General features: G+C 64.9%; 17 protein-coding genes. 2 read left to right on the plus strand and 15 right to left on the minus strand.

Annotated features, from left to right (window positions below):
• Window positions 1-25: 25 nt before the first annotated feature.
• The 8 genes from dpdD to dpdE are packed head-to-tail and all read right to left on the minus strand — an operon-like array spanning window position 26 to window position 17,653.
• Window positions 26-2,065, minus strand: coding sequence for a protein DpdD (gene dpdD / locus ACZ61E_RS13395; protein ID WP_469699780.1), 2,040 nt, complete (start codon window positions 2,063-2,065; stop codon window positions 26-28).
• Window positions 2,062-2,580 carry a phospholipase D-like domain-containing protein DpdK gene (gene dpdK / locus ACZ61E_RS13400; protein ID WP_469699781.1) on the minus strand — a complete coding sequence of 173 codons (519 nt, stop codon included), beginning with the start codon at window positions 2,578-2,580 and terminating at the stop codon, window positions 2,062-2,064. Before dpdK ends, dpdD begins: the two co-directional genes overlap by 4 nt.
• Window positions 2,577-7,079 (minus strand): protein DpdJ, encoded by a 4,503-nt coding sequence (gene dpdJ / locus ACZ61E_RS13405; RefSeq protein WP_469699782.1) that lies wholly within the window; start codon window positions 7,077-7,079, stop codon window positions 2,577-2,579. Before dpdJ ends, dpdK begins: the two co-directional genes overlap by 4 nt.
• Window positions 7,076-7,762 (minus strand): hypothetical protein, encoded by a 687-nt coding sequence (locus tag ACZ61E_RS13410; RefSeq protein ID WP_469699783.1) that lies wholly within the window; start codon window positions 7,760-7,762, stop codon window positions 7,076-7,078. Before ACZ61E_RS13410 ends, dpdJ begins: the two co-directional genes overlap by 4 nt.
• The gene (dpdH, locus tag ACZ61E_RS13415; RefSeq protein ID WP_469699784.1) at window positions 7,759-10,854 is read right to left on the minus strand and encodes a protein DpdH; all 3,096 of its coding nucleotides are present in this window, start codon (window positions 10,852-10,854) and stop codon (window positions 7,759-7,761) included. The genes ACZ61E_RS13410 and dpdH overlap by 4 nt, the downstream gene beginning before the upstream one ends.
• A complete protein-coding gene (gene dpdG, locus ACZ61E_RS13420; protein WP_452886922.1) occupies window positions 10,847-11,779 on the minus strand; it encodes a protein DpdG in 933 nt (310 codons plus the stop codon). The genes dpdH and dpdG overlap by 8 nt, the downstream gene beginning before the upstream one ends.
• Entirely contained in the window at window positions 11,779-14,379 is a 2,601-nt protein-coding gene (dpdF, locus tag ACZ61E_RS13425) for a protein DpdF (RefSeq protein ID WP_469699785.1), read from the minus strand. Before dpdF ends, dpdG begins: the two co-directional genes overlap by 1 nt.
• Window positions 14,369-17,653 (minus strand): protein DpdE, encoded by a 3,285-nt coding sequence (gene dpdE / locus ACZ61E_RS13430; protein ID WP_469699786.1) that lies wholly within the window; start codon window positions 17,651-17,653, stop codon window positions 14,369-14,371. The genes dpdF and dpdE overlap by 11 nt, the downstream gene beginning before the upstream one ends.
• 542 nt (window positions 17,654-18,195) lie before the next feature.
• Here dpdE and ACZ61E_RS13435 point away from each other — a divergent pair.
• Window positions 18,196-18,717, plus strand: a complete 522-nt coding sequence (locus tag ACZ61E_RS13435) for a VUT family protein (RefSeq protein WP_469699787.1) — start codon at window positions 18,196-18,198, stop codon at window positions 18,715-18,717.
• Window positions 18,718-19,389: 672 nt separating this feature from the next.
• Here ACZ61E_RS13435 and ACZ61E_RS13440 read toward each other — a convergent pair.
• The 7 genes from ACZ61E_RS13440 to ACZ61E_RS13470 all read right to left on the minus strand — a co-directional run bounded on the left by ACZ61E_RS13440 (window position 19,390) and on the right by ACZ61E_RS13470 (window position 24,449).
• A complete protein-coding gene (locus ACZ61E_RS13440; RefSeq protein WP_055550313.1) occupies window positions 19,390-19,710 on the minus strand; it encodes a hypothetical protein in 321 nt (106 codons plus the stop codon).
• Window positions 19,711-19,778: 68 nt separating this feature from the next.
• Window positions 19,779-20,078: a hypothetical protein gene (locus tag ACZ61E_RS13445; RefSeq protein WP_055550311.1), complete on the minus strand. Its 300-nt coding sequence runs from the start codon at window positions 20,076-20,078 to the stop codon at window positions 19,779-19,781.
• Window positions 20,078-20,827 carry a major capsid protein gene (locus ACZ61E_RS13450; RefSeq protein WP_469699788.1) on the minus strand — a complete coding sequence of 250 codons (750 nt, stop codon included), beginning with the start codon at window positions 20,825-20,827 and terminating at the stop codon, window positions 20,078-20,080. Before ACZ61E_RS13450 ends, ACZ61E_RS13445 begins: the two co-directional genes overlap by 1 nt.
• 91 nt (window positions 20,828-20,918) lie before the next feature.
• On the minus strand, window positions 20,919-21,683 hold the full coding sequence (locus tag ACZ61E_RS13455) for an HNH endonuclease (RefSeq protein WP_469699789.1): 765 nt from the start codon (window positions 21,681-21,683) through the stop codon (window positions 20,919-20,921).
• 97 nt (window positions 21,684-21,780) lie between these two features.
• Window positions 21,781-23,217 (minus strand): terminase large subunit domain-containing protein, encoded by a 1,437-nt coding sequence (locus ACZ61E_RS13460; RefSeq protein ID WP_469699790.1) that lies wholly within the window; start codon window positions 23,215-23,217, stop codon window positions 21,781-21,783.
• A 53-nt stretch (window positions 23,218-23,270) separates the two neighbouring features.
• A complete protein-coding gene (locus ACZ61E_RS13465) occupies window positions 23,271-23,804 on the minus strand; it encodes a hypothetical protein (protein ID WP_224736245.1) in 534 nt (177 codons plus the stop codon).
• A gap of 24 nt (window positions 23,805-23,828) precedes the next feature.
• A complete protein-coding gene (locus ACZ61E_RS13470) occupies window positions 23,829-24,449 on the minus strand; it encodes a hypothetical protein (RefSeq protein ID WP_469699791.1) in 621 nt (206 codons plus the stop codon).
• On the opposite strand from ACZ61E_RS13470, the gene ACZ61E_RS13475 reads away from it, so the two are divergent.
• A complete protein-coding gene (locus tag ACZ61E_RS13475; RefSeq protein WP_469699792.1) occupies window positions 24,433-24,969 on the plus strand; it encodes a hypothetical protein in 537 nt (178 codons plus the stop codon). The genes ACZ61E_RS13470 and ACZ61E_RS13475 overlap by 17 nt on opposite strands.
• The last annotated feature ends 13 nt before the right edge of the window (window positions 24,970-24,982 follow it).

Here is a 24,982-nt window from a genome sequence, read left to right on the forward strand (position 1 = left end):
AAAGATCAGGGAGACCACCAGTGCGTTAGTGGTCGACTGCGGCTGCTCGGAGACCGGCCACTGCTGCTCGCAGCATGGACGCCGATCCGCTGCCGTCCGCGTAGTGGATGTGCTCGGTACGGGCGTGCTGCGTAATGAAGCCCGTCGCCGCGTGCTTCGCGCAGCGCGTCGCGATAACGACCAAGTCAGCGGAGCGTGCCTTCTGCCGAAGCTGAGCACTGCCGACGTGATCGCTAGCCTTTGCGGCGTCCACTGCGGGGGCAAGCTGCTTGATCTCCTCGGCGCAGCGCGAGAGCACAGCGTCGTCCAGGGAGTACAGCAGCACTTTCATGGGCGGCAGGTCTGAGAGCGACAGCTCACGCTCATCGTCGTCGGAGCCGACCCGGTCCTGCCAAGAGAAATCGACACCAAGCTCCCTTGAGAGACGCTTGGCGAACGCCAAATCAGCTTCGTTGAGGCGCCCTTGGTGCCGCCAGAGCGGCTCCAGCAGGTTGTATGCGAGCTTGCTGCGAGCGTCCACGTCTGGGCAGGCGACCAAGAACAGCCGGTCGACGAAGTCCAGCGCAATTGAAGCCCGTTCAGGTGAGACCCATCGACTGCTGTAGGCGCCGATCTCGTCGAGAAGTTCGGCGTAGGTGTGCGCCGAAGGGCCACTTCGGAGTGCAATCTCTGTGAGGGCCTGGAGCGCGGCGAGGTCGCCGGGGCCGAACCGGTCGAAGGCGACCGCGTTCCGAATGAACGCATGGGCGGTCAGACCAGCCGGAGCAACATATCCGTCGGCGTCAATGAACGCTCCAACCGCCCGCCAAGCCTCCTCAGCAGCCTGATCCTCCAGCCCGTCCAGGAATCCGGCGAGGGCCGCATCATGGGCTGCGGGTGGAGCCCACGCAGTCCAACTGCGCTGTTCAACTGCTGACTTGCCTGCACGGCTGCCCGCGGCTACGGCAGCGAGGAAGGCCGGCCAGGAGTCGATCGGCGGAATCGTTTTCGACCCATCGTCTTCAGGAACTTGCGGCACGGGCTCTGCCACGACGGGAGGTGATTCCTCGCCAACGCCTTCAGCAAGAACGCGTTGAGCGTCCTCCCAGACCAGCGGGGGCAGTTCGCCGATGCGATCTGCGCTCCGAACGGCTTTCACGAGACGACGCAGAGCAGGCAGGTCCTCAAGGATGGTGGCCGCCATTAGAAGAACAGCGACGGCCTGAGCGCCGAGCCTGCCCGCATCGGTATCCAGCAGGGCAGGGACGAAGCGGCCTCGCTCTTGGAGCTTCGCCCGTGCCGATGAGAGGTCGCCCTCTGCGAGAGATTCCTCCAACGCCGCGTACACAGCGGTCAAGATTGCTTCCTTGACCGGGAGGGGAGGGTCCTGCCGGATGGCGTCAGGCAGTTCAGGGCGTTGGAGAATCTCCTCACTGCGGCCGAGCCGGTCAAGCCGCTTGATCCTCAGGTTTGCGAGGTTGGCTGCGGTGACACCACCAGCCGCCGCTAGATGCTCAAGGATCACGTTCGAGGCGGCCTCAGCGCCCGCGGAGAGCGACGCGTCGAACTCGGCGAGGAGCCGGCCGATCGGTTTGGCCACGCGCCACATCCTGGGAGGACGCCGAGCCTCGGTCCTCTGCATCAACTCCAGGGCCCCGGCCAGGTTCAGGCGGTGCTCAAGCGTGCGCCCCGTCTCCAGACGGAAAGTGGTCCGATCGCCAGCGAAATCGCGGATGGCCTGCTCGATGGGATCATCAGGGTCCAGCCAGGCGGGCTGAATCCCAACCTGCTCGTCATACGCGATGTACGTCGGGCCAGCGAATGCGCGGATCAACTCGGCTGTTTTGGCACGCTCGCCAGGTTCCCGGGCAATGACGTACACGACGAATCGATCGCGGTCCGTATAGACGCGCGGAAGGACTACGGGCGCGTCGTCGCCGCGTCGAATGGCTTCGACGAACGGCAGCGTGCGGTCCTTGTAGCGGAAGTCCGGATCGAGGTTCGGCCAGACACCGTTCCCTGGGCCGAAGAATCGGTGCAAGAACCCTTCGAGGGCCTCTCGCTGCTGATTCTGGGTCTGCGTCACGAGCCACTCCTCCACCGCTGAGCCAGGTCCAGCCTCGCCTGACCGGCATCTGGCCCGCCCACCTTGTAGGTGACCAACTCATCGTTCTTCGCCATACCGCGCACCGTGTAGTTCATCGACCCGGTGAGAATCCATTCCTGCCCGCACAGCGTCTTCTCGTGGACGTCGGGGTCGCGCTGGACATGCACTCGGTCCAGTTCTGCGGCCTCGATCCGACGCAGGAACGCATCGTTGTGAGGGTCCGGGCGCGTGACCACGTGGATGTGGGCCCCGGCTCCAGCGATGCGTAGAAGGGCGTCTGAAAGCCGCCAACTGCTGGGCGGAACGTCGCCAAAGAAGGCGTCGTAGGTGCCTTGGCTGTTGTCGATGACCTGCACATCCGTGATCCACGGCGAGACCAACCACAAGTCGTGGCTCGGGCTGAGCATCTCTGCCATCAGCGCCGCGGACAGCATCGAGTCGATGCGCAGCCCTGTACGTGCACCTGTGCGCACGGTCCTGGTCAGATCCTTCACTGGGTTGCCTCCCGCAACTCCACCCGCACACGGAGCTCATCTCGATGCCTGGCGTAGCCACGGACCTCCCCGTAGACCCGCAGGACATCCCGGTCTACCGGCAGCGCCGGCACACGGACCAGGGCTTCCGCCAGGGCCTGCGACTCGCCTGCTGGACAGACGAGCTCTGCGGCACCGCTATCGGTCATGGCCTTCTGATAGGCAAAGACCCAGTCGCCCGCAGTGACGTCCACCTCGGGCAGACGGTCGTTGTGAGCCTCGCGCACGAGGAGGCGATCCAGCACTGGCGTGTCGGCATAGGGCTGGTAGTGCTGGAGGTCCTGCGTACGAGCCTGCCGTCCGCGAGGCCAAAGCATGCTGAAGGCCTGGTCGGCTGTCAGCCGCTTGTTCCCGCCGACGTTCAGTTGCTTGTCGCCGACCGCGAAGGCAATGACGTTTGCGTCGACCTCAACACCGAGCCTCTGCTCCAGTTCGGCCCACGCGTCCACCATGGCGAGAGCCTGCGCGTCAGTATCGGGTCCGGACCCTGGCCGAAGAAGGCGGGCCGACAACGCTGAGACCGCAGTGACACGCGGACGGCCGTCCAACTGTTCCCACGCGGATAGAAGAGTGTTCAGGGCCTCCTGGGCCGCTTCGGCATCCTCGGCTCCTCGCAGTGCGCGCATGGCTTCTGCGGCATCTCCCCCCGGCTCGTCGGACAGGTGACGGAGCAACCGGGTGAGCGTGGCGTCTACATACTCGTAGTCGCTTGGGGCCAACGCACTGGTGACAAGCGCCCAGAAGCGGCGAGGGTCCTCCCCGTAGAAGCGCACCAGGCTTTCTACAACACCCAGTCCCCCTACAGAGGTTTCACTGAGCCACACGACAGAAGGGTCGCTGCTGGTGGCACCAGGCGCCACATCGACGATCAAGTCCCCGTCCTGTGAGTCGGGGCAGGCTCGCTGCGCGGCGGCGAGGATCGCCGCGGCCACCGTGTCGCGATAGGCGCGCTGAGCCAGGTCCTCGGTCCGGGCAGCAATATCCGGGTCGACGTGGTGTTCGGCCGCACGGTCAACGGCGGCGAGAACTCGTGCGTCGCGCAGCAAGTCGGTGAGCCCTTGAACCAGTCGCGCATTCTCGACAGCGTGGTCGGGGTCGCTGTTGTCGCGGTAGAGGACGCTCAGGATGCGAGGCAGTTCCCCAGTCCACGCTCCGTTAGCGAGTGCTGCTCGGATCTCCCCGGGAGTACGAGACCCTTTGAGGCCTTCGAGCGCGAAGGCGGTGAGGTAGACCTGGCTGAGCCACGCACGCTGGAACTTGTTCGCGACGTCCTCGAGAGCAGGATCCTCGGCGAAGGTGTACGAGAACGCGAGTGACCGCCACGGCGGAGACGACAGGTACTCCCTGACCACAGCTTCCGAGGTGTTCAGGGGCCTGAGCAGGATCTGTGCAGCGTCGACACCCAGCCGGAAGCCGAGCGCAGCTGGCTTGCCGTGTAGTTCGTAGTAGACCTTGCGTGTCTCGACTTCTCCGCGTTCGAGCGCCACCTGGCAATCGGCGCCGATGGTCATGCGCCGCATCTCGATGGGATTGCCGGCAGCGTGTGTGGCGAAGCGGACGGCCTGCACGCGCTCGTACCAGAGAGACGGGTTAGGAATGTCCGCTGGGGCCGGAGGGGCCTCCTCGGACACAACGATTTGCGTACCCCAAATGGGGAGGCCCTGCGATCGGTCGGAGATTTCCTGGCCTGGCTGCTCCAGTTTCAACTGTGTGGGCCGGAAGACCTGAAGTCCCTCCGGTCCATGCCCATCGGGATGCCAGGTTCCCTCGGGATCAGCGTGCTGCACGATCTGGGGGAGTGGCAGAGTGCTGCTGCCGGCGGGTGGAACTGGGAGCCATGTGCGGTGCTCATCACGGCGGTGCCCGAATCGTCGGCTGACGCGCCCTGGTACGGCCTCGCGTAGCGCCCTGGCGATCGGCAGTTGCTCCAACGTGTCGTTCGTATTGAACGGCAGGAGCAGTTCGACCTCCGGCAGATTCAGCGGATCGAAGAGTGAGCGCGTGATGAACTCGGGGAGCAGAGTACCTTCCTTCGCGCCCGGATCGATGCGCTGGAATGACCAGTCGCTGCGAAGGCGCCGCAGCGCCGTGGGAACGACAGACAGCAGGAGTGATCGGGGCTGTTCCCACAGCAGCGCCTGTACATCGTCTGCGCTGACCTGCAGAGCTCTCCCCAGGTGCTGGGCAAGCTCGTCCTGGAGATCAGGCTTGTCGAGGATCGCCTGCAGCAGGGATGCCAGCATGTCGTGGCCGGGCCGGTCCTCGTTGCGCACGACATGGCCCGGAGGGGCCTTGAGGATCTTTCGGGGGTTGGCCCACAGTTTCTTGGAACGGAGCTTGCGGCTTGCCCAGTCCAACAGGGCCTGGGTGGCTTGGATCTTGAGTACGAAGCGGTTGCCGATCGGCAGGCTTCGTGCAGGCACCTGAGGCGCGAACAGGGTCTCGTACGCCTGGTATGCGAGTCGGTCCCGTCCGTAGTCCGAGAGGGTAACCACGGTCATTGGCCTTGTGCGGCGCTCTCGGCCAGCGCGCCCTCGGCGCTGGATGAACGCTGCTGCGTCACGTGGCGCTTTGTGCTGGAGCACCAGGCCCACTCGTGGGTCGTTGAAGCCGACTTCGAGGGAGGCCGTCGCTACGGTCAGGTTCGCGTCGTGGTCGACCCCGACGTCCTGAGAGGACGTACGGCCAACATGCAGGTGGTGCAGTTGCAGGGTGGGGTCGAGGTCATGCCCGATCTTCTCGGCAATGTCCCACGACTGACCGTCCAGGTAGCGGGCAGCATGCTCGTCACGTTCAGAGGAGCGCAGGCCGGCAAGCACGGGCTTGCGGCCGTTACGGCGGCCGGCGCGATTCTGCCCGCCTTCCGCATCGCGGAGATCGTTGTAGAAGCGGTTGGTGACGTCCAGATCGTCCGTGAACAGGAAGCCCGTAGAGCCGTACAGATATTGCCCCTTGTCCAGGTCGAGCAAGCGGCCATGGAGCATGGCCGTTTGGATCGACGTAGACAGCAAGCTTGTTCCCGACACGGGGTCGCCGCGGAGTGCCACGGCGTACTCGCGCCCCTCGAACGTCATGTCCTCGTCGGCCGGTTCAATCGGGTCGACATCGACCGGACGAAGACCGACGAGTTGAGCGAAGAACTTGTCCGCGTCACGAAGAGTCGCGGAGAGACCGACGAACGTCATGGGACGGCGGGCTGCCTCACGCCAGCGGCGCAACAGGAGTGCCACCTGCGCGCCGTGAAGCCCGCTGTAGGTGTGGACCTCATCGAGGAGCACGAGGGAGGGAGCAGAGTCGCTGCCGCGCCAGCCGAGCAACCACTCCAGATAGCTGTCCCCGCTACAGAGGTTCAGCATCTCCGTTGTGGTGAACAGCAAATCGGGAGGGTTCTTCTTGAGGGATTCCCGGGTGAGAGCGAGACGCCCGTCATTCAGGACGTAGCCGCACTTAGTGCAGTTCAGTTGCTCACGGCCACGCTGGCGGTCCTCGTCTGTCCACTGGAGCTCCCCAGTGCCGCAGTCAGGGATGGGGCATGGCAGAAACGGGCACACGACGCCCCGGGGAGTGCGCTTCCAGGCAGTGGTGTGACGTGAGTTCGGTTCCAGCCTCTGATCCCGAGCATTCCATGGGGTATCACCGTAGAGCGCACCGACACGGATAGGACGCCGCCTGCTCTCGTGCAACGCCTGCGCGATGTCGTCAACAGACCGGATCGACTCTCGCAGTTGGTCGCGCAGGAGCTCCTTGCGCGGATAGAGCGCCAGTGTGTGAACGCGCTTTGCCACCCCAGGGCGCGCGTGTTCCGCCATTGCTGCGAAGGCCGGCAGGTAGAACGAGAGCGTCTTACCGCTACCTGTACCAGCTCCGACGATGATCCCCTTGGACCGCTCAGAGTTGAGCGAGGCGAATATGGAACGGGTGGCATCCAACTGGAAGCGTGCCAGTTCACGGCCCTGCAATTGGGCTGTCGCTACGTGTTCTTGTACCTCACCCCATCGCGGAAGCTGTGCGAGGACGCGGAGTGCTTCGGATGCCGGGATGTTTCGGCGCGGGTAGCGTCGCGGCGCGACGTGCAGCCGATAGTCAGCGACGAGGCGCCGCTGATGCTGCCACCAACCAGGACGTTCCTCCTGCGCCCACCCACCTCGGGCAAAGAGCTGCCGAAGACCAGTCGTGAGCCTGAGTGACTCCGCCAGCCGGGTGCGATACCGCGGCGGCGACGTCACCGGCACCGGCACCTCGAACAGCAAGGCACGGAGTAGGAACTCCTCCAGCACAGAATCAGCGGACATGCCGGCCGGGGCATCCTCGTGACTGTGCAAGAGACTGTCGATGGTCTCTATCACCTCGGCTTGGGAAAGCGCAGTCTCCGTGACGCCCCAGGACAGCAGCGGCAGTTCGCGGTTTTCCAGGTGATTCAGGAGTTCGTTCGCAAAGCGAACGTTGAGTTGCTCTATCACGCTCCGGTCCTCTGCAGGGTGATGTGGATGTCCATCTCGAACTGTCGCAGCAGCGCAATGTCGGCATCTGTGATGTCGCGGAGCGTGGGGCTGGGGCGCTTCTCCAGCAACTTCAGAAGTTCCAACAGTTCGCTGGGGGGATCACTCTTGTCCTGGAGGGACTCCGCGAGGAGGCCGTACGTGCTGGTGAAGAGAGTGACGTCCGACTTGGACAGGTTCTTGGTTGCCACCGCCTGTCGGAGTTCCTTCTCCCGGCTGCGCGCGGCCTCGCGTTCGTCGCGCGAGAGCATGGGGATCCGGGCCAGGGGAAGGTTGGCGACCTGTGCTGTAGCCCAGGTGACCCATGCCGTGCTGTTGTCACCCTTGAGTTTTCCCGAGAGATCCAGGACCTTCTTCCTGGCCGTGTTGAAAACCGTGTCACTGGGGAGCCCGTTCAGGGCCTTCCGCTCGAACGCGGTGCGCGCGGTGTCGATGCCGGACAGATCCGGCTTGTGCGCCGCCCCCAACGCCGCAAGCGTATGGCTCAACTCCACTTGGGTTCTGAGCTCGGCCAGTGCCGCGCGAAGTTCCTTCGAACGGCTCAGAACCCGAGCGGCCTCCTTCTCCCCGACAGCACCTGCAGCGATCTGGCGGGCACGGTTTTGCAGCTGCATGGCCTTGTCGTACACAGACAAATTGGTCACCAGTCCTCCCCGTCGTCTTCGGCTGACGGGACAGCGGTGAGCGCCTGCCACTCCACACAGATTTGCCCCACGTCTTCCGCAGCACTGTCACCTGCGGAGCCACTAGAGCGTGACTCGGCACTGGCCAGAGCAGCGTCAAGCCAGTCGTTGCTGGCAACAAGTAGTTGTTGAATCAGTTTGAGCGAGTCGCCGCGGTCCTTGACCGCCGCAACCACACGGGCATGCTGGTGAGTTGAAGCGTCGCGGCTGTCGTCGCTTGCCTTGGCCAGGTCATCTTCGAGTGCAGAGATGGCCTTCCAGTCCGCGTTCTGGGCGCCCAGAAGGAGAGTGTTGAATTGTCGTGTCTGTTCAGCGGTCAGTGGTAGTCCCACTTCTCGTGCGGCACCGAGAACGTCGCGGATTGCAGCCATGGTCTGGACTCCAGTGGTGCCACGTGGCTGACGGCTTCGGATCGAGTTGAGTAGCTCTGCGTGGTGGGTGAGTTGGTCCTCGAGGATGGTTGTCCAGGACGCGAACCCAGTCACGGCTGGCTTCACCCATTTCGGGATGTCCAGGGTCTCGGCATCCCAGTTCCACACGGACGCGGCCCTGTCGATTAGAGGAAGAATGCGTGCGGCGTCAACCATGTTCACCGCACCGATGCCTTGGGCGATGCCGACGGCATATCGGAGTTGCTTCACGAGTTCGGGGCGCGCTTTGAGGTGCCCCTGGAGCATGTCCATCCACTTCGGTGCACGGATTCCCCCATCCTCGCGACGCCACTCTTGCCCCTCATCGAGCGCCGCGGAAATGAGCTGAGAGTGAGCCATTCCGGGCCAGGCCTTGCCAGCCATCGCCGCACCAAGCAGCGATGCGCGGAAACCCGCAACGAGGTGATCGTCGGTAACCTCCACGTGCCGCTGCAGCCGCGCAGTGAGATCTCGGCCGTGCTTCTCTGCCAGGAACGCCAGCCGCCGGATGTCCTCGGCTCGCGCCGGGAGCTCCCGATCAGCCTTCAGCAAGCTGTCGAAGAACCAACTGTCCTTCGGGCGACGGGAGAAAGTGATGGGGGCATCCTCGACGCCGGCCAAGTTCTCCTTTGCGCCCTCGATGGAAACGACGGTCGCCTTCGTTGGCCAGGCCGCCTTCCGTAGTTCGGTACTGCCCACTTCCCGCATCAGAGGTGAGTTCCATTGGTACCGCTGCACTACTGCGGTGGAGACGACTACACGGATCCGGTTTGCGGTGGCGGTATCCAAGCCACCTTCGAGGGTCACCCAGTCATCCACTGTCTCCAGCATTCGCTGAAGCTCCCTGGGTAGCTCGTCGCGTCTGCCACTAGTGCCCGTATCAGGCCTCGACGCCCCGCCAACGGCCTGCCCTGAGCCAGCGGCAGAAACAGACGGAGGGCTTTGCCCTTCCTCACTGCTCAGCGGCTCCAGAGAGAAGGCATCCAGGATGGTGGGGTGGAGGTTGTTGGCGTGCTCAGGGGCGTCTCCCCAGAACTCGAGCACGAGGTTTCGCCGCTCCGCAGAGGCAGGGTCGTGCTCGGCTACGAAGCCGAGCACGTCACGGCTAACTGGCTTGTCGAGCTTCGTCGGCCGGAACCGCTGCCGGAACATGGGGTCGGGGAACTCGCCCTGCTGAATGGCAGTGGCGTGCTCAACCAAGACCGGTCGCACGACACTGCCCAGCACGACACGGGGGTTGAAGGACCAAGGCTTGGCCTGGTCTGCTGTCGAGTGTACGGCCCTTACGAGAGATGACTCGTTGAACGGATACAAGCCATGCCCTTCAGCGGTTACGCCGAATGCCTCGTGGCACTCCGTCCGGAACGAGCAGGTCAGGCATTTGTTGGGGGTCTCGCCATTGTTTGGACGCTCAAGTTCTTCGCGGCCCAAACGCCCAGCGTTCAGGTAGCGGCCGACGAACGACGCAATCTCTGTGCGTCCCGTCTCCTCCGGGCTGAAGGGAACATCCAGGTGGTAGACGTAGCCTGTCCCAGCCTGGATACGGGTCAGGGCTGTCTCATCCAAGGATTGGAAGTAGCCGGTCGTCACGGCCATGAGGGTGCGGATTGGAGCGAGAGTCGTCTTGCCCTCACGGTGCGCCGCCTCTACAACGGCATCTAGGAGGTCCCGCTGGACTCCCTGAATGAGAGCGAAGTCCTCGATGAGCAGGACAATTTCCTTGCCCTGCCGGTGATACTCCTCTCGAACCTGCGTCATCGCATCGAGTAGCCGACCTGCCCCAAGGTTCGCGGCGCTCTTGATAGCGGATTCGAGGTGCCTGTTGAGAAGATCGACAGCAATGCTTTGAAGGTCGCCGCGTGTGCTCATGGTGCCGAGCAAGCGTTGCGCCATGCCCGAAGCGAATTGGATGTCTCGAATGTCGAGCGGAAGGTCGCTGACGCTGAAGCCCTCGGGGCGGTCCGCTTGACCATCCCGCCGATTGTGAATCAACTGGTGGGCCAGTTCGGGCACGAACTTGCCCGGAGCGAGCAGTTCCGCACGGACGTGGGGGTCGAGGAGTATCGCTGCCAACTTTCCTGGGCCGACTAGCATTCGGGCCAAGGGGCGTGACTCTGAGCCGGGAGAGGTGGCTTCAAGTGCCTCGCTCAGTTCATTGAGGATGCGCCTTGCCAGGGACTCCTCGTCGATGTCCTCAGTGAATCTGTTGATGTCATCTTTGAGTTGAGCCAACTCGTTGCTGTCTGCCTTTGCGATGAGCGTGCTGACAACAGCCTTGAGACTGGTCTTGGACTTCTCGAGGTAGATGACCTCTCGCTGGTCCACCCCCTCCTCCACCAGGGCCAACTCTTCGCGCACCCACCGGACAAGGTGTGATTTACCAGAGCCAGACTCACCGACGATCGGCATGAGCAACGCACCGCTGTCGGCCTGGAGCGCCATGAACTCGTTGAGTACCGACCTCTCACCGATCGGGTCGCCCTCGATCGCGAGTTCTTTCCCGTCCATGATCCGGGCGCGCTTGATCCGTAGCGGCGCGTGAGTGGCCAGGAAGACTGCCCTCGAAGGGCTGACTGCCTCAGTGTTGATGGTGGAGGCTGCCACTGCTGGTTCCCAGCAGAGATTTCCGCGGAAGTCAGCCATCGGTGGGCTCCAGGATGGTGATGTCGCTAATGGGGCGTGGACTGCCGGGTCGTTCAGGATCGTGCAGCATAAGGATCTTTCGGGCGTCGTCGTCATGCTCCAGGCGAAGCCACTTCTCGTCGTGGCCACGCAGCAGAGCAAACGAGAGTGCGGTGCCGGCCGCACTGCCACCAGGACTGGGGATCCCTACCGCGAGCGAGTGAGCGCCGCCAGGCAGCACAGGTAGGTGCTCTCGCAGAACCTGCAATGCCTCAACGGCATTGACGCGTTGGCCGGCCTGCCACACTTCGAGCACGGATTGCTTGACAGCATGAGTGCAGTCTGGGACTAGCGGGCCGCGGCCGTCAGTGCGGAAGACAGGTGCAGCAGCGAGGCCAAGGGCAGTCGCCCAATACCCGAACCGGAGCCACCGAGTGTCGTTGGCGAACAGTGGAAGGACCTCGTCCTTCAGTAGTCTGCGGTCCTTACCATCCTTCTGATCCAGGAGTCGCTGTGCGGCGACCCAATCAATCGGTTGTTCCATTGGGTCGTGCATGAGGAACCAGGCCAGCGCACGGGTGAGGTCCCGGGGCCCCGTCGGGTCGTTGTCGGCGCCCAGGTCCTTGTTGTAGTCCGCTTTGAGAACTGCGCGACGCAGGATGCAGGTGTAAGTCTCCAGATCATCGCTGCTGGTGAGATCTTTGGTCGCGCCGACCAGTGAGAGTTCTTGCTGGTCGGTATCGACCTGCGCCAACTCCAAGACCTGGAGAGAACTGATTGCGCAGTCAAAGGGAGGCCTGGTCGAAGTGTCCTCTGAACGCAAGGACGGAGGACTGATTAGCGCCCGCGCCTCGTCCAAGGCAATACTCTTCCCCAAATAGGTAAGAAGGCGCACGACCGCCCACGTCTGGGAGGGGATGGCTGCGTCTACGTTCAGGAGAGTCATCAGAGTTCCTCCAAGGCCCGGCGGATCGACAAGTTCGCCGGGTGGACATCGATGAGTGGTGTACCTCGGCGTTCTGGGTGATGCATAGCCCGGGGGTGGATCAGGTAGGTCGGTGCATCCCAGGTGAAGCGTCTAGCGATCTGAGGCCCTGGAGAGTCTGTGTTCGGGTCCGCCATCCAGATAACAGGGCCAGCCCAGTCCGACAGGAGGACTCCGTCATCGTCGGTGATCACGGTGCGGGTGCGTGCTGTTGCCCTTAGTTGGCTTCGGAGACGGCCGTCCAGCCCCGGCCCTCCGACCACGCAGATCCTGCGGCGGACAAGGCTTTCCACCAGCCGCGCCGCCAAGGCCTGGTCGTCGGAGTTTTCCCACCACAGGCTCAGGCAATGACGGTCCCCAAAGTACGGGGTCAAGGGCAGACGCCCGTGACTCACGGGCGCCGGGAGTAGGGGGTTCGGTTCTCCGGCAAGTCGGTAGAAGCCTGCCGGAAGCAGCTTGGCTGTGGCCCTGCAGTGAGGACAGCCGCGGCAGGTGATACCGGTGCGGCGATAGCCACCGCCGTCTGGGATGCGGTAGTACGCGCCCAGTACGTCACCGATGCACTGATCACTCCGCAGAGTGGCTTTCAGTTCACGGAGTGCGGAAGCTCGACTGTGCAGCAGTTTTTTACGCTCGCCTTCAAAGCGGTCATGAAAGTTCTCAGGGTTCCTAGCGTCGGAGTCGAGGAGTTCCACATCTGCGTAGCCATCAGCCGTGGCATAGAACTGATCTAGTCGTGCTTTCCAAAAGACGTCTGACTCGCCCTCAGCCTTTTCGGGCGCCTGCGGTGGATGGACCGCCACGATTCCCGATCGCATCATGAGGTTCAGGATCCGAATGTTCCACTGCCGGTTCCGTTGGAATCCCTCGTTCATGTCAGGGGGGTAGGAATCCAAACTAACTCGGTGACGGTCCTGGACAGGAGTCCGGCTGTGGAACATTGCCTCCCACCGCTGCCACGCGCGCAGGGCACCGATGACCACCTCGTCGCTCATCTTGTTGGCGATGGTTTCGTCATTGCGTGTGGTGGCCAGGTACGCGATGGATGGGCTTCCGTCACGCCCAGATCGGCCGATCTCTTGGTAGTAGCGGTCCACGGTTTCCGGCAGGCAGGCGTGCACAATCGACTTGACGTCGTCGAGATCCACGCCCAGGCCGAAGGCAGAGGTGCCAACCACGACGTCGTACCGCGACTCCACCTCGCTTTCAGCGGTCCTACCGGTCCATCCTTCCAATGCATCCCGACGTTCTGGGTCGGTGGAGTCACCAGTAACGCTGGCCACGCGTCGAAGACCGTGGTCGCGAAGCCGAACCGCCCACTCCTGCGCATCTACGACCTTGGTGGTGTAGAGAATCATCGGTTTCGGCAAGTACGAGACGGCATTGAGGACGGCGGCCTCACGGTCGGCCTCGCTCCGGAAGCTATCGATGTAGTAGCTCGGCTCGTGACGGAGTTGGGATGCCCAGACGATCCTCGCCCGTTGCGGCGAAGCGAACAGTGCGTCGAGCGTCTCGACCTGTTGTCCAGTGAGTGTCGCGCTCATCGCAACAGTCACTGGTTGCCGACCCTCTGGGGCCTTGCTGAGCCAAATACGGCGGTAGCTCGACATCGTCTGGAACGCAGTGCGGAAGCTGTTGCCCCACTGCTCGACCAGGTGTGCTTCGTCGATCACGAAGTAGTTGAGCAAGCCGGCCTCAGCCGCGTCCTCCAAAGGCTGCTTCAAGCTCTTCACTAGAGCCTCAGGCGATGTGAATACCAGCCGCTGACGGCCGGCCGCGATGTCGTCCCGCATCTGTTGCCGGTCTTCGTCCGACAGCCCGCTGGTGTAGGCGTACCGGCGCGTGGGGCTGTGATGTCCGTACCGCTCAAGGATCTTGAAGGCGCGCCGTTCCAGGTCTGCTGCGAGAACGCTCGTAGGTACCACAACCACCGATACGCCGCTGCTCATGCTCGCCAGGAGCACGGGAGCCATCGCAACGGCGGTCTTTCCATGTCCCGTGGGGAGACAGATGATCGTGGTGCTCCCCGGTTCGGCAAGCGCGATAGCTCTGGCTGCCTGCCGCTGGCCGCTCGACACATAGTGACTGTGATCGTCACCGAGGGCGGTCGTGAAGAACGGGTCAGCAGGATACGACTCCAGCTTGCGACGGTGCGGTGAGTCCTCGCCGAGATGGATCTGGCGAAGATCCTCTTGAGCCGCCAGGCGGGAGACGTCGTCTGGCACGGGTGGATGCCACGGCAGCGCGGTCACCCACAAGTTGGCGCAACCATCGCGAATCGCGGTTTGGCAGCGCATTTCTTCCCACTGCTCGCGACTAGGCAGCCGCGGAAGTAGCGGGACCGTGAATCCAGTTGTGTTCTCACGTGCTTGAGCTTCGAGCAAAATCTGTCGAGTCAACGAGGCAATGTCCCTCCACCCGCTGGACGTATTGGCCAGAGCATCGCGGAGCCTGCGCAACGTCCCCTTTGCTTCCGTGAGTTCGGGGAGTTGCTGGAGGTCTCGGTGCTTGGACAGGTGGTCGAAGAGCGTCTTGGCGCCGGTCCAGTTGTCAGTTGCCACGACGGACCCTCCTGAGCCCCGTCTTCACCAAGCAGGTCGCAGAAACGAGCCGGACCGTCGGTTCGCTCAGTGCCTGCACGAGCGCATCAGTGATGGCGACATCAAGCAGATAGCTCTCTTCGCCTCCCAGGAGGCGGCCAGCTGCTTGTCGGGCTTCCGCCTGCGCTTTCGCGACGGCGAGGCGCTCCTGCCCCAGTTGCTGGGCCAGGTCGGACCGTTCGGCCAAGTTGGTCACCCGCCTGAGTTCAGCTCGGGCGACCTTCTCAGCGGCACGTGCGGAGGCTTCGTACCCGGGCTGGCCGTCGAACAGGTCCAGCAACTCCTGGATGTTGCCAGAGTTGTAGTTGTGGTCGGTAGTCCTGTATGGAGCATCCAGCCACTTCTGGGTGTTCTTGTCGGTCAGGGCCTCGGCTGCTCCTGCCGGCACCCACACCTTCAGCGTGAAGGGCGGGAGGAGCTGTTCAGCTTGGCGCCTCAATGCTGCTTCAGCATCGCGGAGCCTCCGGACGAGAGGCAGTGCCAGTTCGAGTGCCGAGGAGATGTCGGCTTCGACGAGGAAGTCGAAGCCGAAGTGGGGCTCCGGCTCGCCACGGTGGCTGGGGTCTGCACGCCAGAAGGCCGTGGCCTGGCCGCGGTCGTCGCACCACACAACGTTGGCGAGCATGTCGACGAGCGGACTCCCGATACGGAACAGGCGTGTTCCGGGGGCTTTGAGCGCCTCGGACCTACTGAACGTGCCCTTGGCCGCGTCCTCGGTGAGGTTCCGTCGGTCGTAGAGGTGGGGGGAGATGAGGGTGCGCGATTTGAGGTCGAAGACCTCGCACATGCAGTCCTTGATTTTCCGGGTGGTGTGGCGGAGTTTGATCCCGTCAGAACTCTCTTCGCCGGTGTATCCCAGCATGGCTTTGCGGGTGGTGTCCCAGCCGGCTTCGAACGTTGCCAGCCGCTCGGCGAAGTCGATGTCGTGAGGGGACGTGCTGAAGATCGCCTCAAGGGTGTCCATGGTGTTGATCTCGTGGAGGGCCTTGACGAGCGTCTCCTGCACAGTCTCGGAATAGCCGGGCAGGCCTTCTGGCCCGTGCTCGAGTGCCTCTGCCCAGACGTCAGGGAGACCCTCCGCGATGGCGTCCTGGAGTGTGGCCACCGAACCGCCGAAGATGCGGTATCCATCGGTGAGTAGCGAAAGCCACGCCTCGGTGTGCGCTTCAGCATCCGTGAGCACGAACTGGAGTGCTGCCTGGCGTTGCCGGTGGGACTCGACGTAGCGGTCGGTGCGGCCGAGACGCTGCTCGAGTTGGTTGGGCGACCACGGCAACCGCACATGGATTACGGTCTGGGCGGTCTGGAGATTCAGCCCGTCCTCGGCAGAGTCATCCGCAATGAGAACGGCAGCGTTCTTGCTGGGTTGCCGCCATGCAGTAGTGGCCGACTCTGATGCGTCGGGGCCCGCGCTGCGGGTGTGCTCAAAGAAGCCGACCTTGTTGAACCGTGCGCGCAGACGCGCGGTGAGCGTCGAAGCGAGTGAGCCTGGTCCGCAGAAGACGATGATGTGTCCTCCCTTGCGCAGGGCAGGGAGAAGATCGTTGATGAGGTCGTCGTCTTCAGACGTGCGGGCCTCGTCTGTGAGCTCTGATTCGAGGCTGTCCAGATTCTCTGCTTCGTGGGGTGCCACTGGCACGTTAGAGAGGTGGTACCGCTCGCGGGCACTCAGGCCGGCACGCTGAGCGGCGACTTCGTCACCGCGGACCCGCCAGCGAAGGGCGTCGAGATGGTCGGCGGACGGGCCACCGAGACGGGACGCGAGCACGGCCAGGGCCAGGGCGTAGTCGGCGCGTTTACCCTCAAGCTCTTCATCAAGGAGATGTCCCCACAGTCGGGTCTGCCATTCCAAGAGGCTGTCCGCGGCCGGGGAGTGGGACTTGGCCGTCAGCTTTGTCGGCTCCGCGCGACCGCGCACCTCGTAGGGGACGGCTGCTGAGTCCTTGTCTTTGCGGGTTACGTTCAACCGGCGGTTCCTGATCACACGCCGGTGCAGTCGGTACGTCTCGCTAATGTGTGCCCGAAGAGTAGCGACGCGCGCTGTGAGATCCCGGAACCCCGCCTCCGACTCGTCGAGGAGGTTCTCCTCCTCGCCGAAGAGGGCGAGCACTTGGGCCGCCAACTGCTTGAAGCGGGCGTCTTCTGGGGGCAGCAGCGTCTCGATGATGCCGATCGTGGACGGCAGCAGCGGATAGAAGTCTGCGTTCAAGCCGAGGACGTGGTTGGCCAACTCGGCCCGGTCGTTGTACCGCTGCTCGAACGCTTCCCGCTCGCTCCACTTGTATACGTCGGAATCAAGTAGATGCAGGAGCCCCAGATGTGTGGTGTGACGGGAGGTAACCGGCGTCGCGGACAGGAGCAAGAGCTTCGACGCAGAGTGCGCGAGATCGCGCAGTGCGCAGTAGGTGGGGTCAGTGTCATCACGGTCTTGGACCAACTGGTGGGCTTCGTCGACCACAAGAAGATCACGTCCGAGGTGCTGCTCCCACACCTCGGGAGAGTCGTGGGAGATGACCTTTACGCGGCTCGGGAAGTCATCGGTAAAGAACTTCGTGCGCAGTTCGGCCGCCCACTGCCGGCGCAGAGACTCGGGAACGAGGAACGTCACACATGCCTGCGGGTTATCGATCAAGGTCTGCAGGGCCACGTATGAAGCCTCGATGGTCTTGCCTAGCCCGACCTCATCAGCGAGTAGGTACCGCTGGACGGGGTCCGAGAGCACGGTCAGCGCGGCGCGGACCTGATGTGGGTAGATTTCGGCGGCAGCGGCCAGGAACGCCGGTGTACTCGCGCTCGCCGCGCGTTGAGCGACCAGGCTATGCAGCATAGGAATGCGCGCGTTGTAGAGGTGCCCGGACTCGTTGCCCCCGGACACGAGAACCTCAAGAGGGTCACGTACGGGCTTATTCCAGCGCACACGGAGTTCGGATTCTCGGACCGGCATGTCGTAGCCGGCGTTAGGGAACCGGACGAAGTAGCCCTCAGAGGTCGCGTCCAGGACGCGACCGGGCATCCACTCGTCGGTGCTGGGGTTGTGGCGAAACACGCGTGTTTGAGGTTTCAACCGCACGCGCGCGCATGCGACAGCGGGGATGGTCTGGGATTCGATCTTGGGCTCGGCCGTGGACTCGAAGAAGTCCACGCGCAGCGAGCCGTCGCTGATCGCGCCGACTCGTCCGATTCCAGGGGCCCCCTGGAACTCGACGAGGTGCCCAACCGCGAAGCCCGAAGACATTCTTCTGCTCGCCCCCCACCTGCTCGTTTAACAACTGACACGAGCTTAGGCGCCCCCACTGACAACACGGTCGACGGACCATTACTGAAACTCGCACACATATTCGAGATTGGATTGCGGGTGTGTCGTTGATGGCACCTACCTGGCGTTAACATAGCGGGCCAATCGGCACAAAAAGGGTAATCGGATGCGCCGCGCGACGCGTGACGCGCCAGAAAATACGACTGAAACGGAACCTTGCCCTGCGAGGCAAGCTCGGCTTCGCGGCCGGGGGAGGCTCGCCGTCACGATCGTGCCGCCGCGAGGAGTGGGTCGCGTGACCTGCGCTGGTTCGAAATGGCTTCGGCGTGTAGGGGTGTACGGCGTTGAGTCGTTCACGCATATGCCTCTGACAGTGCACTTGATCTCGGCCAAAGTCCTGAGCCTGGGGCCGGGTACGTAGTGTCAGTGCCCTGGGCTGTACTGTCTGGGCGCTCGCCTCGCTGTCCGTCCGCGGCGTGGTATCGGCGCAAAGGCGACATCACTGACACAGAGAGAAGAACGTGAAGCTCCCCGCCCCTGCCGGTATCGCGACCCTCGTCGCCTACGTCGCCACCATCCCCGCGGCGAACCTCGCCGTCACCCACTTCGGAGCCGTCCCCGTCGGATTCGGCTACGCCGCCCCTGCCGGCGTCTACATGGTGGGTCTCGCCTTGGTACTTCGGGACCTCGCCCGTGAGTCCGCCGGCCGTGGTGCTGTTCTCGCGGCCATAGCCGTCAGCACCATCCTGTCGTACTTCCTTGCTGACCCGGCGCTGGCTGGCGCCTCAGCTGCCGCCTTCGCGGTGGCCGAGACAATGGACTTCGTCGTCTACGAGCCTCTCCGGAAGCGCGGCCTGCTGATCGCGATACTCGCCTCGAACGCCGTCGGCCTGCTCGCGGACAGCCTCCTCTTCCTCAAGTTGGCCTTCGGTTCCTTCGAGTACCTGCCCGGCCAGATTCTCGGCAAGGCGTGGATGACCTTCGCTGCAATCGCCGTGCTGGCCCTCCTTCGACGCAGCAAGCCAGCGAGCGCGAGCGCCTGATCACCCTCAACACCGTTGGCGACGTCATCGAGGGTGCTGGTGAGGGCACCGCGTGGCACTGACCTGTGCACGCGCAGTACCAGCACAACTCCCCGTGAACCTCTGACCATTGACGCCAGGGCACGAGTCGCAAGGCCAACTTGCCCCGCTCCTGGCCCCTCCGATACGGTCGCGTCATCAATGAGGGCCCCACCATGCCTAGGTCTGGTGGGGCCCTTTTGTGTCCTCTCGACCCCGGGGGGACCGAGTGTCGCGTGCCACCGTCTTCTTCAGGTTTGGCGGCCAGGGAGACGGCGGCCGTGCTCATGCGAAAGGACAACTGGTGAGTACACACCATGGCACAGGCTCCAGCCAGCAGTCACCCGGGCATGGCCCCGCAGATGACTCCTGGGGCCCGGAGCCTCCATCGTCGACGTCCGCCCATGTACGGCGTGCCAACGTACAACTGCTGATCGGCGGCCGCACCGTCTTCGCGGTGTACATCTCGCCCGCGATTGTGACGGGTGCAGCAGTTGCGTCCCTGGTACTCGGGGCGGCGAGTTGGGGCCACTGGCCTTGGCCGTAGAACCGTGAGACAGGCCGCGGGGGCACCTGCCCCCGCGGCCTTCGGGCGGTCTCAAGGCACAGACGAAGTGCTGCAGTGTCTCGCCGGCGTGGCCCCAGAGCCGCGCGCTATCTGTAGCAGCGGGTCGGCACGAGCCTAGCCACTGCCAGAGTTTCGCTCGCTTCGTCTTCGTCCTCTGGCGCAGGCACCTGCCGTACAACTTCGATATGCCGCTCGATCCCTCGCAAGTTCTCCTGGAGGTCCATGGTCACCACCCCGTCCACGGTGACCTTCAGCGGGTCCGCGAGGAGCTTCGCTCGCCGCTCGCCCAGCACCTCCAGCGCAACTGCGCGCACCGAGCGCAGTCGGAAGAACCGGCGCTCCAGGTCGGCCGGGTCGGTGTCCGGCCCGATCTGCGCCAGCAGCCATGACCGCTGGAACTCGTCCACCCGCTACTCCCTACACGCGGTGCGGCCCGCCGCCGGGCTGTTCCCGGTGGCGGGCCGCCTCCAGATGGTCACGACGACGAGGACGCGGAACGACCCGCGCCCCGCCTTGACGGGGACTTCCTCGCCCCGCCCGTGCCAGCCGTCTCCTCCTGGCCGCCGTCCTTGTTCCCGGACGGCCCGAACTTCTCCACCACGACAGTCTCTTCCGGCTCGTCGCAGTCGTCCGGCGGTTCCTCCCACGCGTCCGGGTTGGTGATCAGCGCGGCCACCCCCGGCTCCGGGTAGTCCCCCGGCAGCAGGATCAACTCCTCCCGCGTGGTCGGGTCCTGTACGTAGACCGCGGCCTTCAGCCGCCCCCGGCCCGCCATCACAGGACCTTCGCCACGATGTGCGCGTCCGGGGTGTGCATGACGGGCATCCCGACCGCGGCGCCCTTGGTCCAGATCTGCACGGGGTCATCCTGGACACCTCGGGTGATGATCAGGCCGGGAGCATCCTCGCGGATGATCTCGGGGTTCGACCCGCGCGACAGCACCAGGGCTTCCGCGGTCACCCCGTACATGGTCTGCGCCCACTTCTCCCGCTCCGGCGGCACGAGAATCCACAGGTCCTCGGGCAGCACCTTGCGGGGCTTGCCGTCCACCCGCACCTGGGCCTTGTAGAACTGGATCGGCGGCAGGCTGTAGTTGCCGCGCACCACGTTGATCTGCTGCGGAGTGAGCGTCGCCGTCGGCGTGGTCGACGGGCTCGCGGACCCGTAGTAGGCCGCCCGGTAGGCATTGTTCGCCGCCAGGTAGCTGAACGCCTTCCGGGAGGTGATCACCAACTCCGGCTCCGGCGCGCCGATGTCGTCCAGGTGCTGGATCCACCGCAGCTCGTCCGCGATCGGGTCGGAGGCCGGCTCCGACCACGGTGTCCGGGCGACCGGCATGTTCTCGGCGGGGACGTTCCAGTCCACCTCCAGCGTCAGGCCGTTCTCCTGCTCCAGCGTGAACCGGCCGTCCGCGAGTACGTCGCCGGCGGCCAACTCCAGCCGGGACCGGGTGGCCTCGACGTGCCGCTCCACGTCGTCGTACAGCAGTTCGATCAGCCGGTCCTGATCCGCACGACCACGCATCGATCACGAGTTGGCGCAGGCCCACAGTCTCCTCCGGACGTCGGCCCCGCGCCGTTGATCAGCCTATAGCCCAGCGAACCCCACGACCCGGCTACGTGACACTGGTCGCCCAGGTGGCATGTCGTTCTGCCGCCACCTTGCGCAGGCGTTCGGTAAGCGCACACCGCTCAGCTCCGTGCGTCTTGTTGCTATGGCAATTCGGGCACAAGGCGATCATCGCCGTCGGGTGATCCCGGCCGCCGCCAGCGTGGTCATCGATGTGGTCGACCTCCAGCAGCGGCTCCCCGGCCTTCGTCCGGTACGGGAGGTCCGGCAGCAAGCACTCTGGGTTCTCGCATCTTCCCTCACTTCGGATGACCACCGCCCGACGTGCTGCGGGATTCCGAACACGTCGGTCTCCCGCCACGGCCCGCCGCTCCTGATCCCGCCCGGACTCCTCCCATTCCGCCGCCCTCATACACAACGCCCGGTACGCGGCTACCGGGGTGGGGCGAGCACGCAACCGTCGGGGTGCGTACGGCTCGGGAACCAGATGGAAACTGTCCGGTGCGGCCTGATCACCTGCCGCCTCATCCAGCCCTGCCCATGCGACCTTCAGCTGTGCTTCGACCGCCTCCTGTTCGGCACGGTCCTTGACCACGAGCGTCAGCCTCTTGCCCTGCCTGGCCATCTCGATCGCCACCGCCACAGCGGTCGCGGTTTTCCCAGTCCCGGTGGGCAGACTCATCACGCTCTTCATGCCCACCCCGAACCGGCCGAGCACGCCCTCACGGCGAGATCTCATCTTGCGGGCGTCCACGACCGACGCCACGGCCGGAACCCCAACGGTCCGGCCGCTGGCCAGCCAAGCCGGCATCACCCGAGCTTCCCCCGGCCATCCCCGACTCCCTGTCTGGCCATCGCCGATCAACTCGCAACGCTGCCACAACCCACTGACAACTGCCTTGGCCCAACTACCGCCGACCAGAGAGCCGCTGGTCATCGCCACCACTCGGAGGGGGCATCGTCGGATCCAGGAACAGGTCCCACAACGCCCACACCGCCGAGTCCAGCAGGTCGGGTGAGTCCTCGGTCTCTCCCTGGCCGACGAACGTCGTCATCTGTTCCTCCAGCTCCGCGAACCGCCGGGCCGGACCGACGTGCGACACCCTGGCCTGCTCGTACAGCTGCGCCGCCGGTGCCGCCCGCGCCCGCTTCCCACGCGTTGCATGAACGATCCGCCAGTTCACCGTCGGGTCCACCTGCTCCATCAGTGCGGGCACGTAGTCACCACCGTTGTTGGCCTCAATCACCACGCAGTCGGCGCGGTGCTCGTGGTATAGCTCAGCGGCCCGCTTCATCGCCTGCGTCGGCGTATGCCGGTCCTGCTCGCAGTGCAGCAGATACCCGCGAGGCCGGTCATCCCCGAACATCGTCTCCACTGGGAACCCACGGCCCGCCACGGTGAACGCGGTCATGTCCGCGTTCTCGTGCGACTTCGTGGCCGGATCGACGGAGACCACCACGCGCTGGAGGTCAGGCAGATGCTCGGGCCGGGGGCGGAAGCCCTCGACTTCCAGCATCCACCCCTTCCACAGCGCGCCCTCCACGTCCTCGAGTAGCTCGCCGGACAGCTCCTGCCGCCCCAACCGGGTGCCGGCGTACTCCTCCTCCTGCACTTCTCGGGCCGCCGCCGACAGGTTCGCGTCGTTCTCCCGCATGTGCCCGCAGGTCAGCACCACCCGAGGCGGCGCCCCGCCCTCCAGGTGCGCCTTCTCCTGGGCACGGCCCCGCTCGACGAGCCTCTTGACGTGTGGGAGCGGCTTCGGCGTCGTAGAGATCACGACCTGCGGGGTGTCCGCCTCACGCAGGCAGAACCACAGCATGTCGTAGACCTCTTGCGCGGTGTGCCGCGACCAGGCCGCGTACTCGTCGCACCATGCCTTGTCGAACGCCCAGCCGCGCAGGTTGTCCGGCGTCTCCGCACCGAATCCCCGGATCAGCGTGCCGTTCACCAGGCGCAGCGTCGTTTCTCCCAGCGACGAGTTGTACTTCGCCACTTCCTCAGGCGGGAACACCGACAGCAGCCCCGACTTCGGGGACTCGAAGCAGATGTCCCTCACCAGCGTCGCGTTCTTCGCCACCACCGCGATCTGAAGACCTGGTGTCTGCGCCCACTCCCGCACCGTCTCCGCCGCCGTCCGGGACTTGCCCCAGCCACGGCCGGTGAGCAGCATCCACACCGTCCACAGCCACAATGGCTTACGCTGCGCCGCACGGGCAAGGTGATGCAGCCACCCAACGTGGGGCAGCCCATCACAGGTCGGGACCTCGCACGCCCACCTGCGCGCCGACAGCTCATCGGCGCGGACCAGTGCGGCGACCTCGGCCTTCAGCTGCTCATCGCTCATTACCGACGGGTCCGCGAACCCCCCAACCATGCGGCGCTTGGCCCGACCGCGGCTCACTGCGCGCCCTCCGACAGCCGGCGCTCCAGTTCACGGCGGAGCTGGTCCATCCGGGCCCGGCGCTCCTCGTCCGACAGTGAGGCCACGTCCACGCCTTGGTCCCGGTCCTCGACCGTCCCGGCCGCCGGGGCCTCACCCACGGCCCGCCGTTCGATCTCCGCCGCGACCTGGATGTAGCGCAGCAGTTCGGATGGCGACAGTTCCCGCGGGTCGAGTGTCTGAAGCCGCGCGACCGCCTTGCTCTGAACGGCCTGCGCCAACTTCGCGTGCCTGCGGGCGATATCCCGCCGCGCCTGTGCCTGTTCCGCGAGGAACAGGCGGTCCTGCTCCCGGTCGTAGGCCGCGGCCCGCATCACCCATGCGTACTGCCGCGACCACCGGCCCAGCAGCGTGCGGGATTTATGCAACTCGCGTGCCGTCTTTGTCAGACTCCGCGCTGGACCGAGATCGCGGTACACGGCGAATGCCTCGAACGCCTGGACCGACTCCCCGCTCTGCCGCTCCCAGGACTCCACGGTGTCCTCGGCCACCGCTCACCTCCTGGCCGACGGCCGTCAGTTGCTCTGTGCGGCCAGGACTTCCAGCGCCCGCCACGGCTCGTCGGCTGGCACGGTGCCGTCCTGCACCATCCGATCGATGGCCGCCCGCACGACGGCGGCCGTCTCCACCGGCACGTCCCGAACGCCGAACACCGTCTCCAGCGGTGCCGTCCCCGCCTTCGTCGCCTCTCCCGTGGTCGTGTCGAACCAGCCTTCGGCCAGCTCGCCGAGATGCCGCTCGAACACAGCGAGGATCACGCTGAGGGCCGTCGCGCTGTTGCCGATCTTGTGTGCGGCTCGGGAGGTCTCCAGAGCATCGAGCACCGGCTCGTACTGCTCCAGCCCGGCCACCCACCGCTGGTCCGCCGTCGCCGTGGATCGGGCCGCGTCGAACGCGGCCTCGGCTCGCTCCAGCTCATCGGGCAGGAACATGAACTGCACGCTGGCGAAGTCGAGGTTCGCCTCGCCCAGGGAGGCGACGTCCACCTTCTCCAGCAGGTCCAGGGCCTTGTCGTCCCGGCCCGTGTACTGCCGCCACTCCACCGACTCCAGCTCGTCGTACAGCTCCTTGAGGATCGCCGGATCGTCCTGGCCTGCGATGGCGTTGTACGAGAGCTGGATGCTGACGGTCTCCAAGACGATCATCCAGGACGGGTGGACGCCGGTGGAGAGCACCCCGAAGACCGAGGACTCGGCCGCGACGATCGCGCTCGGGCCGCTCACGGTGCAGGTGATGCGGGACCACCAGGTGCGGCAGCAGCAGGAGCGCGCCGAGCGTCTGGAGGCCCGCCTCCCGTGGTCCGACACCGGCAAGGTCTTCACGGACACGGATGGCGCCTGGCTCCACCCCGAGAAGGTGTCGGACGTCTTCCGCAGGCTCTGCCGGGAGGCGGACCTGCCGCCGATCAATCTCCGGGACCTGCGCCACGTGGCGGCCACGCTGATCCATGCGGGTGGAGGTGACCTACACGCGATCAAAGAGACGCTGCGGCACGGGACGATTCAGCTAGCGTCCGACACGTACACCAGTCTTCTGCCCGAGGTGGATCAGGAGGTCGCGAGGAATGCCGAGTCTGTCGTGCCGCGCGCCCGCCGTGAGGCACCGCCAGGGACTGGCGCTCACGCACCGCTCACGCAGGACCCCGAGAACGACTGAGCGCCCCATTGTG

The sequence above is a fragment of the Streptomyces sp. NPDC104581 genome, assembly GCF_055583685.1.

What these genes read in the sequence shown, in the direction of transcription:
- dpdG (WP_452886922.1), bottom strand. Translation starts at nt 11,779, where the DNA reads ATGACTCTCCTGAACGTAGACGCAGCCATCCCCTCCCAGACGTGGGCG.
- ACZ61E_RS13445 (WP_055550311.1), bottom strand. Translation starts at nt 20,078, where the DNA reads ATGGCGGGCCGGGGGCGGCTGAAGGCCGCGGTCTACGTACAGGACCCG.
- ACZ61E_RS13450 (WP_469699788.1), bottom strand. Translation starts at nt 20,827, where the DNA reads ATGCGTGGTCGTGCGGATCAGGACCGGCTGATCGAACTGCTGTACGAC.
- dpdH (WP_469699784.1), bottom strand. Translation starts at nt 10,854, where the DNA reads ATGGCTGACTTCCGCGGAAATCTCTGCTGGGAACCAGCAGTGGCAGCC.
- ACZ61E_RS13460 (WP_469699790.1), bottom strand. Translation starts at nt 23,217, where the DNA reads ATGAGCGATGAGCAGCTGAAGGCCGAGGTCGCCGCACTGGTCCGCGCC.
- ACZ61E_RS13455 (WP_469699789.1), bottom strand. Translation starts at nt 21,683, where the DNA reads ATGCCGGCTTGGCTGGCCAGCGGCCGGACCGTTGGGGTTCCGGCCGTG.
- dpdE (WP_469699786.1), bottom strand. Translation starts at nt 17,653, where the DNA reads ATGTCTTCGGGCTTCGCGGTTGGGCACCTCGTCGAGTTCCAGGGGGCC.
- ACZ61E_RS13475 (WP_469699792.1), top strand. Translation starts at nt 24,433, where the DNA reads ATGCTGACGGTCTCCAAGACGATCATCCAGGACGGGTGGACGCCGGTG.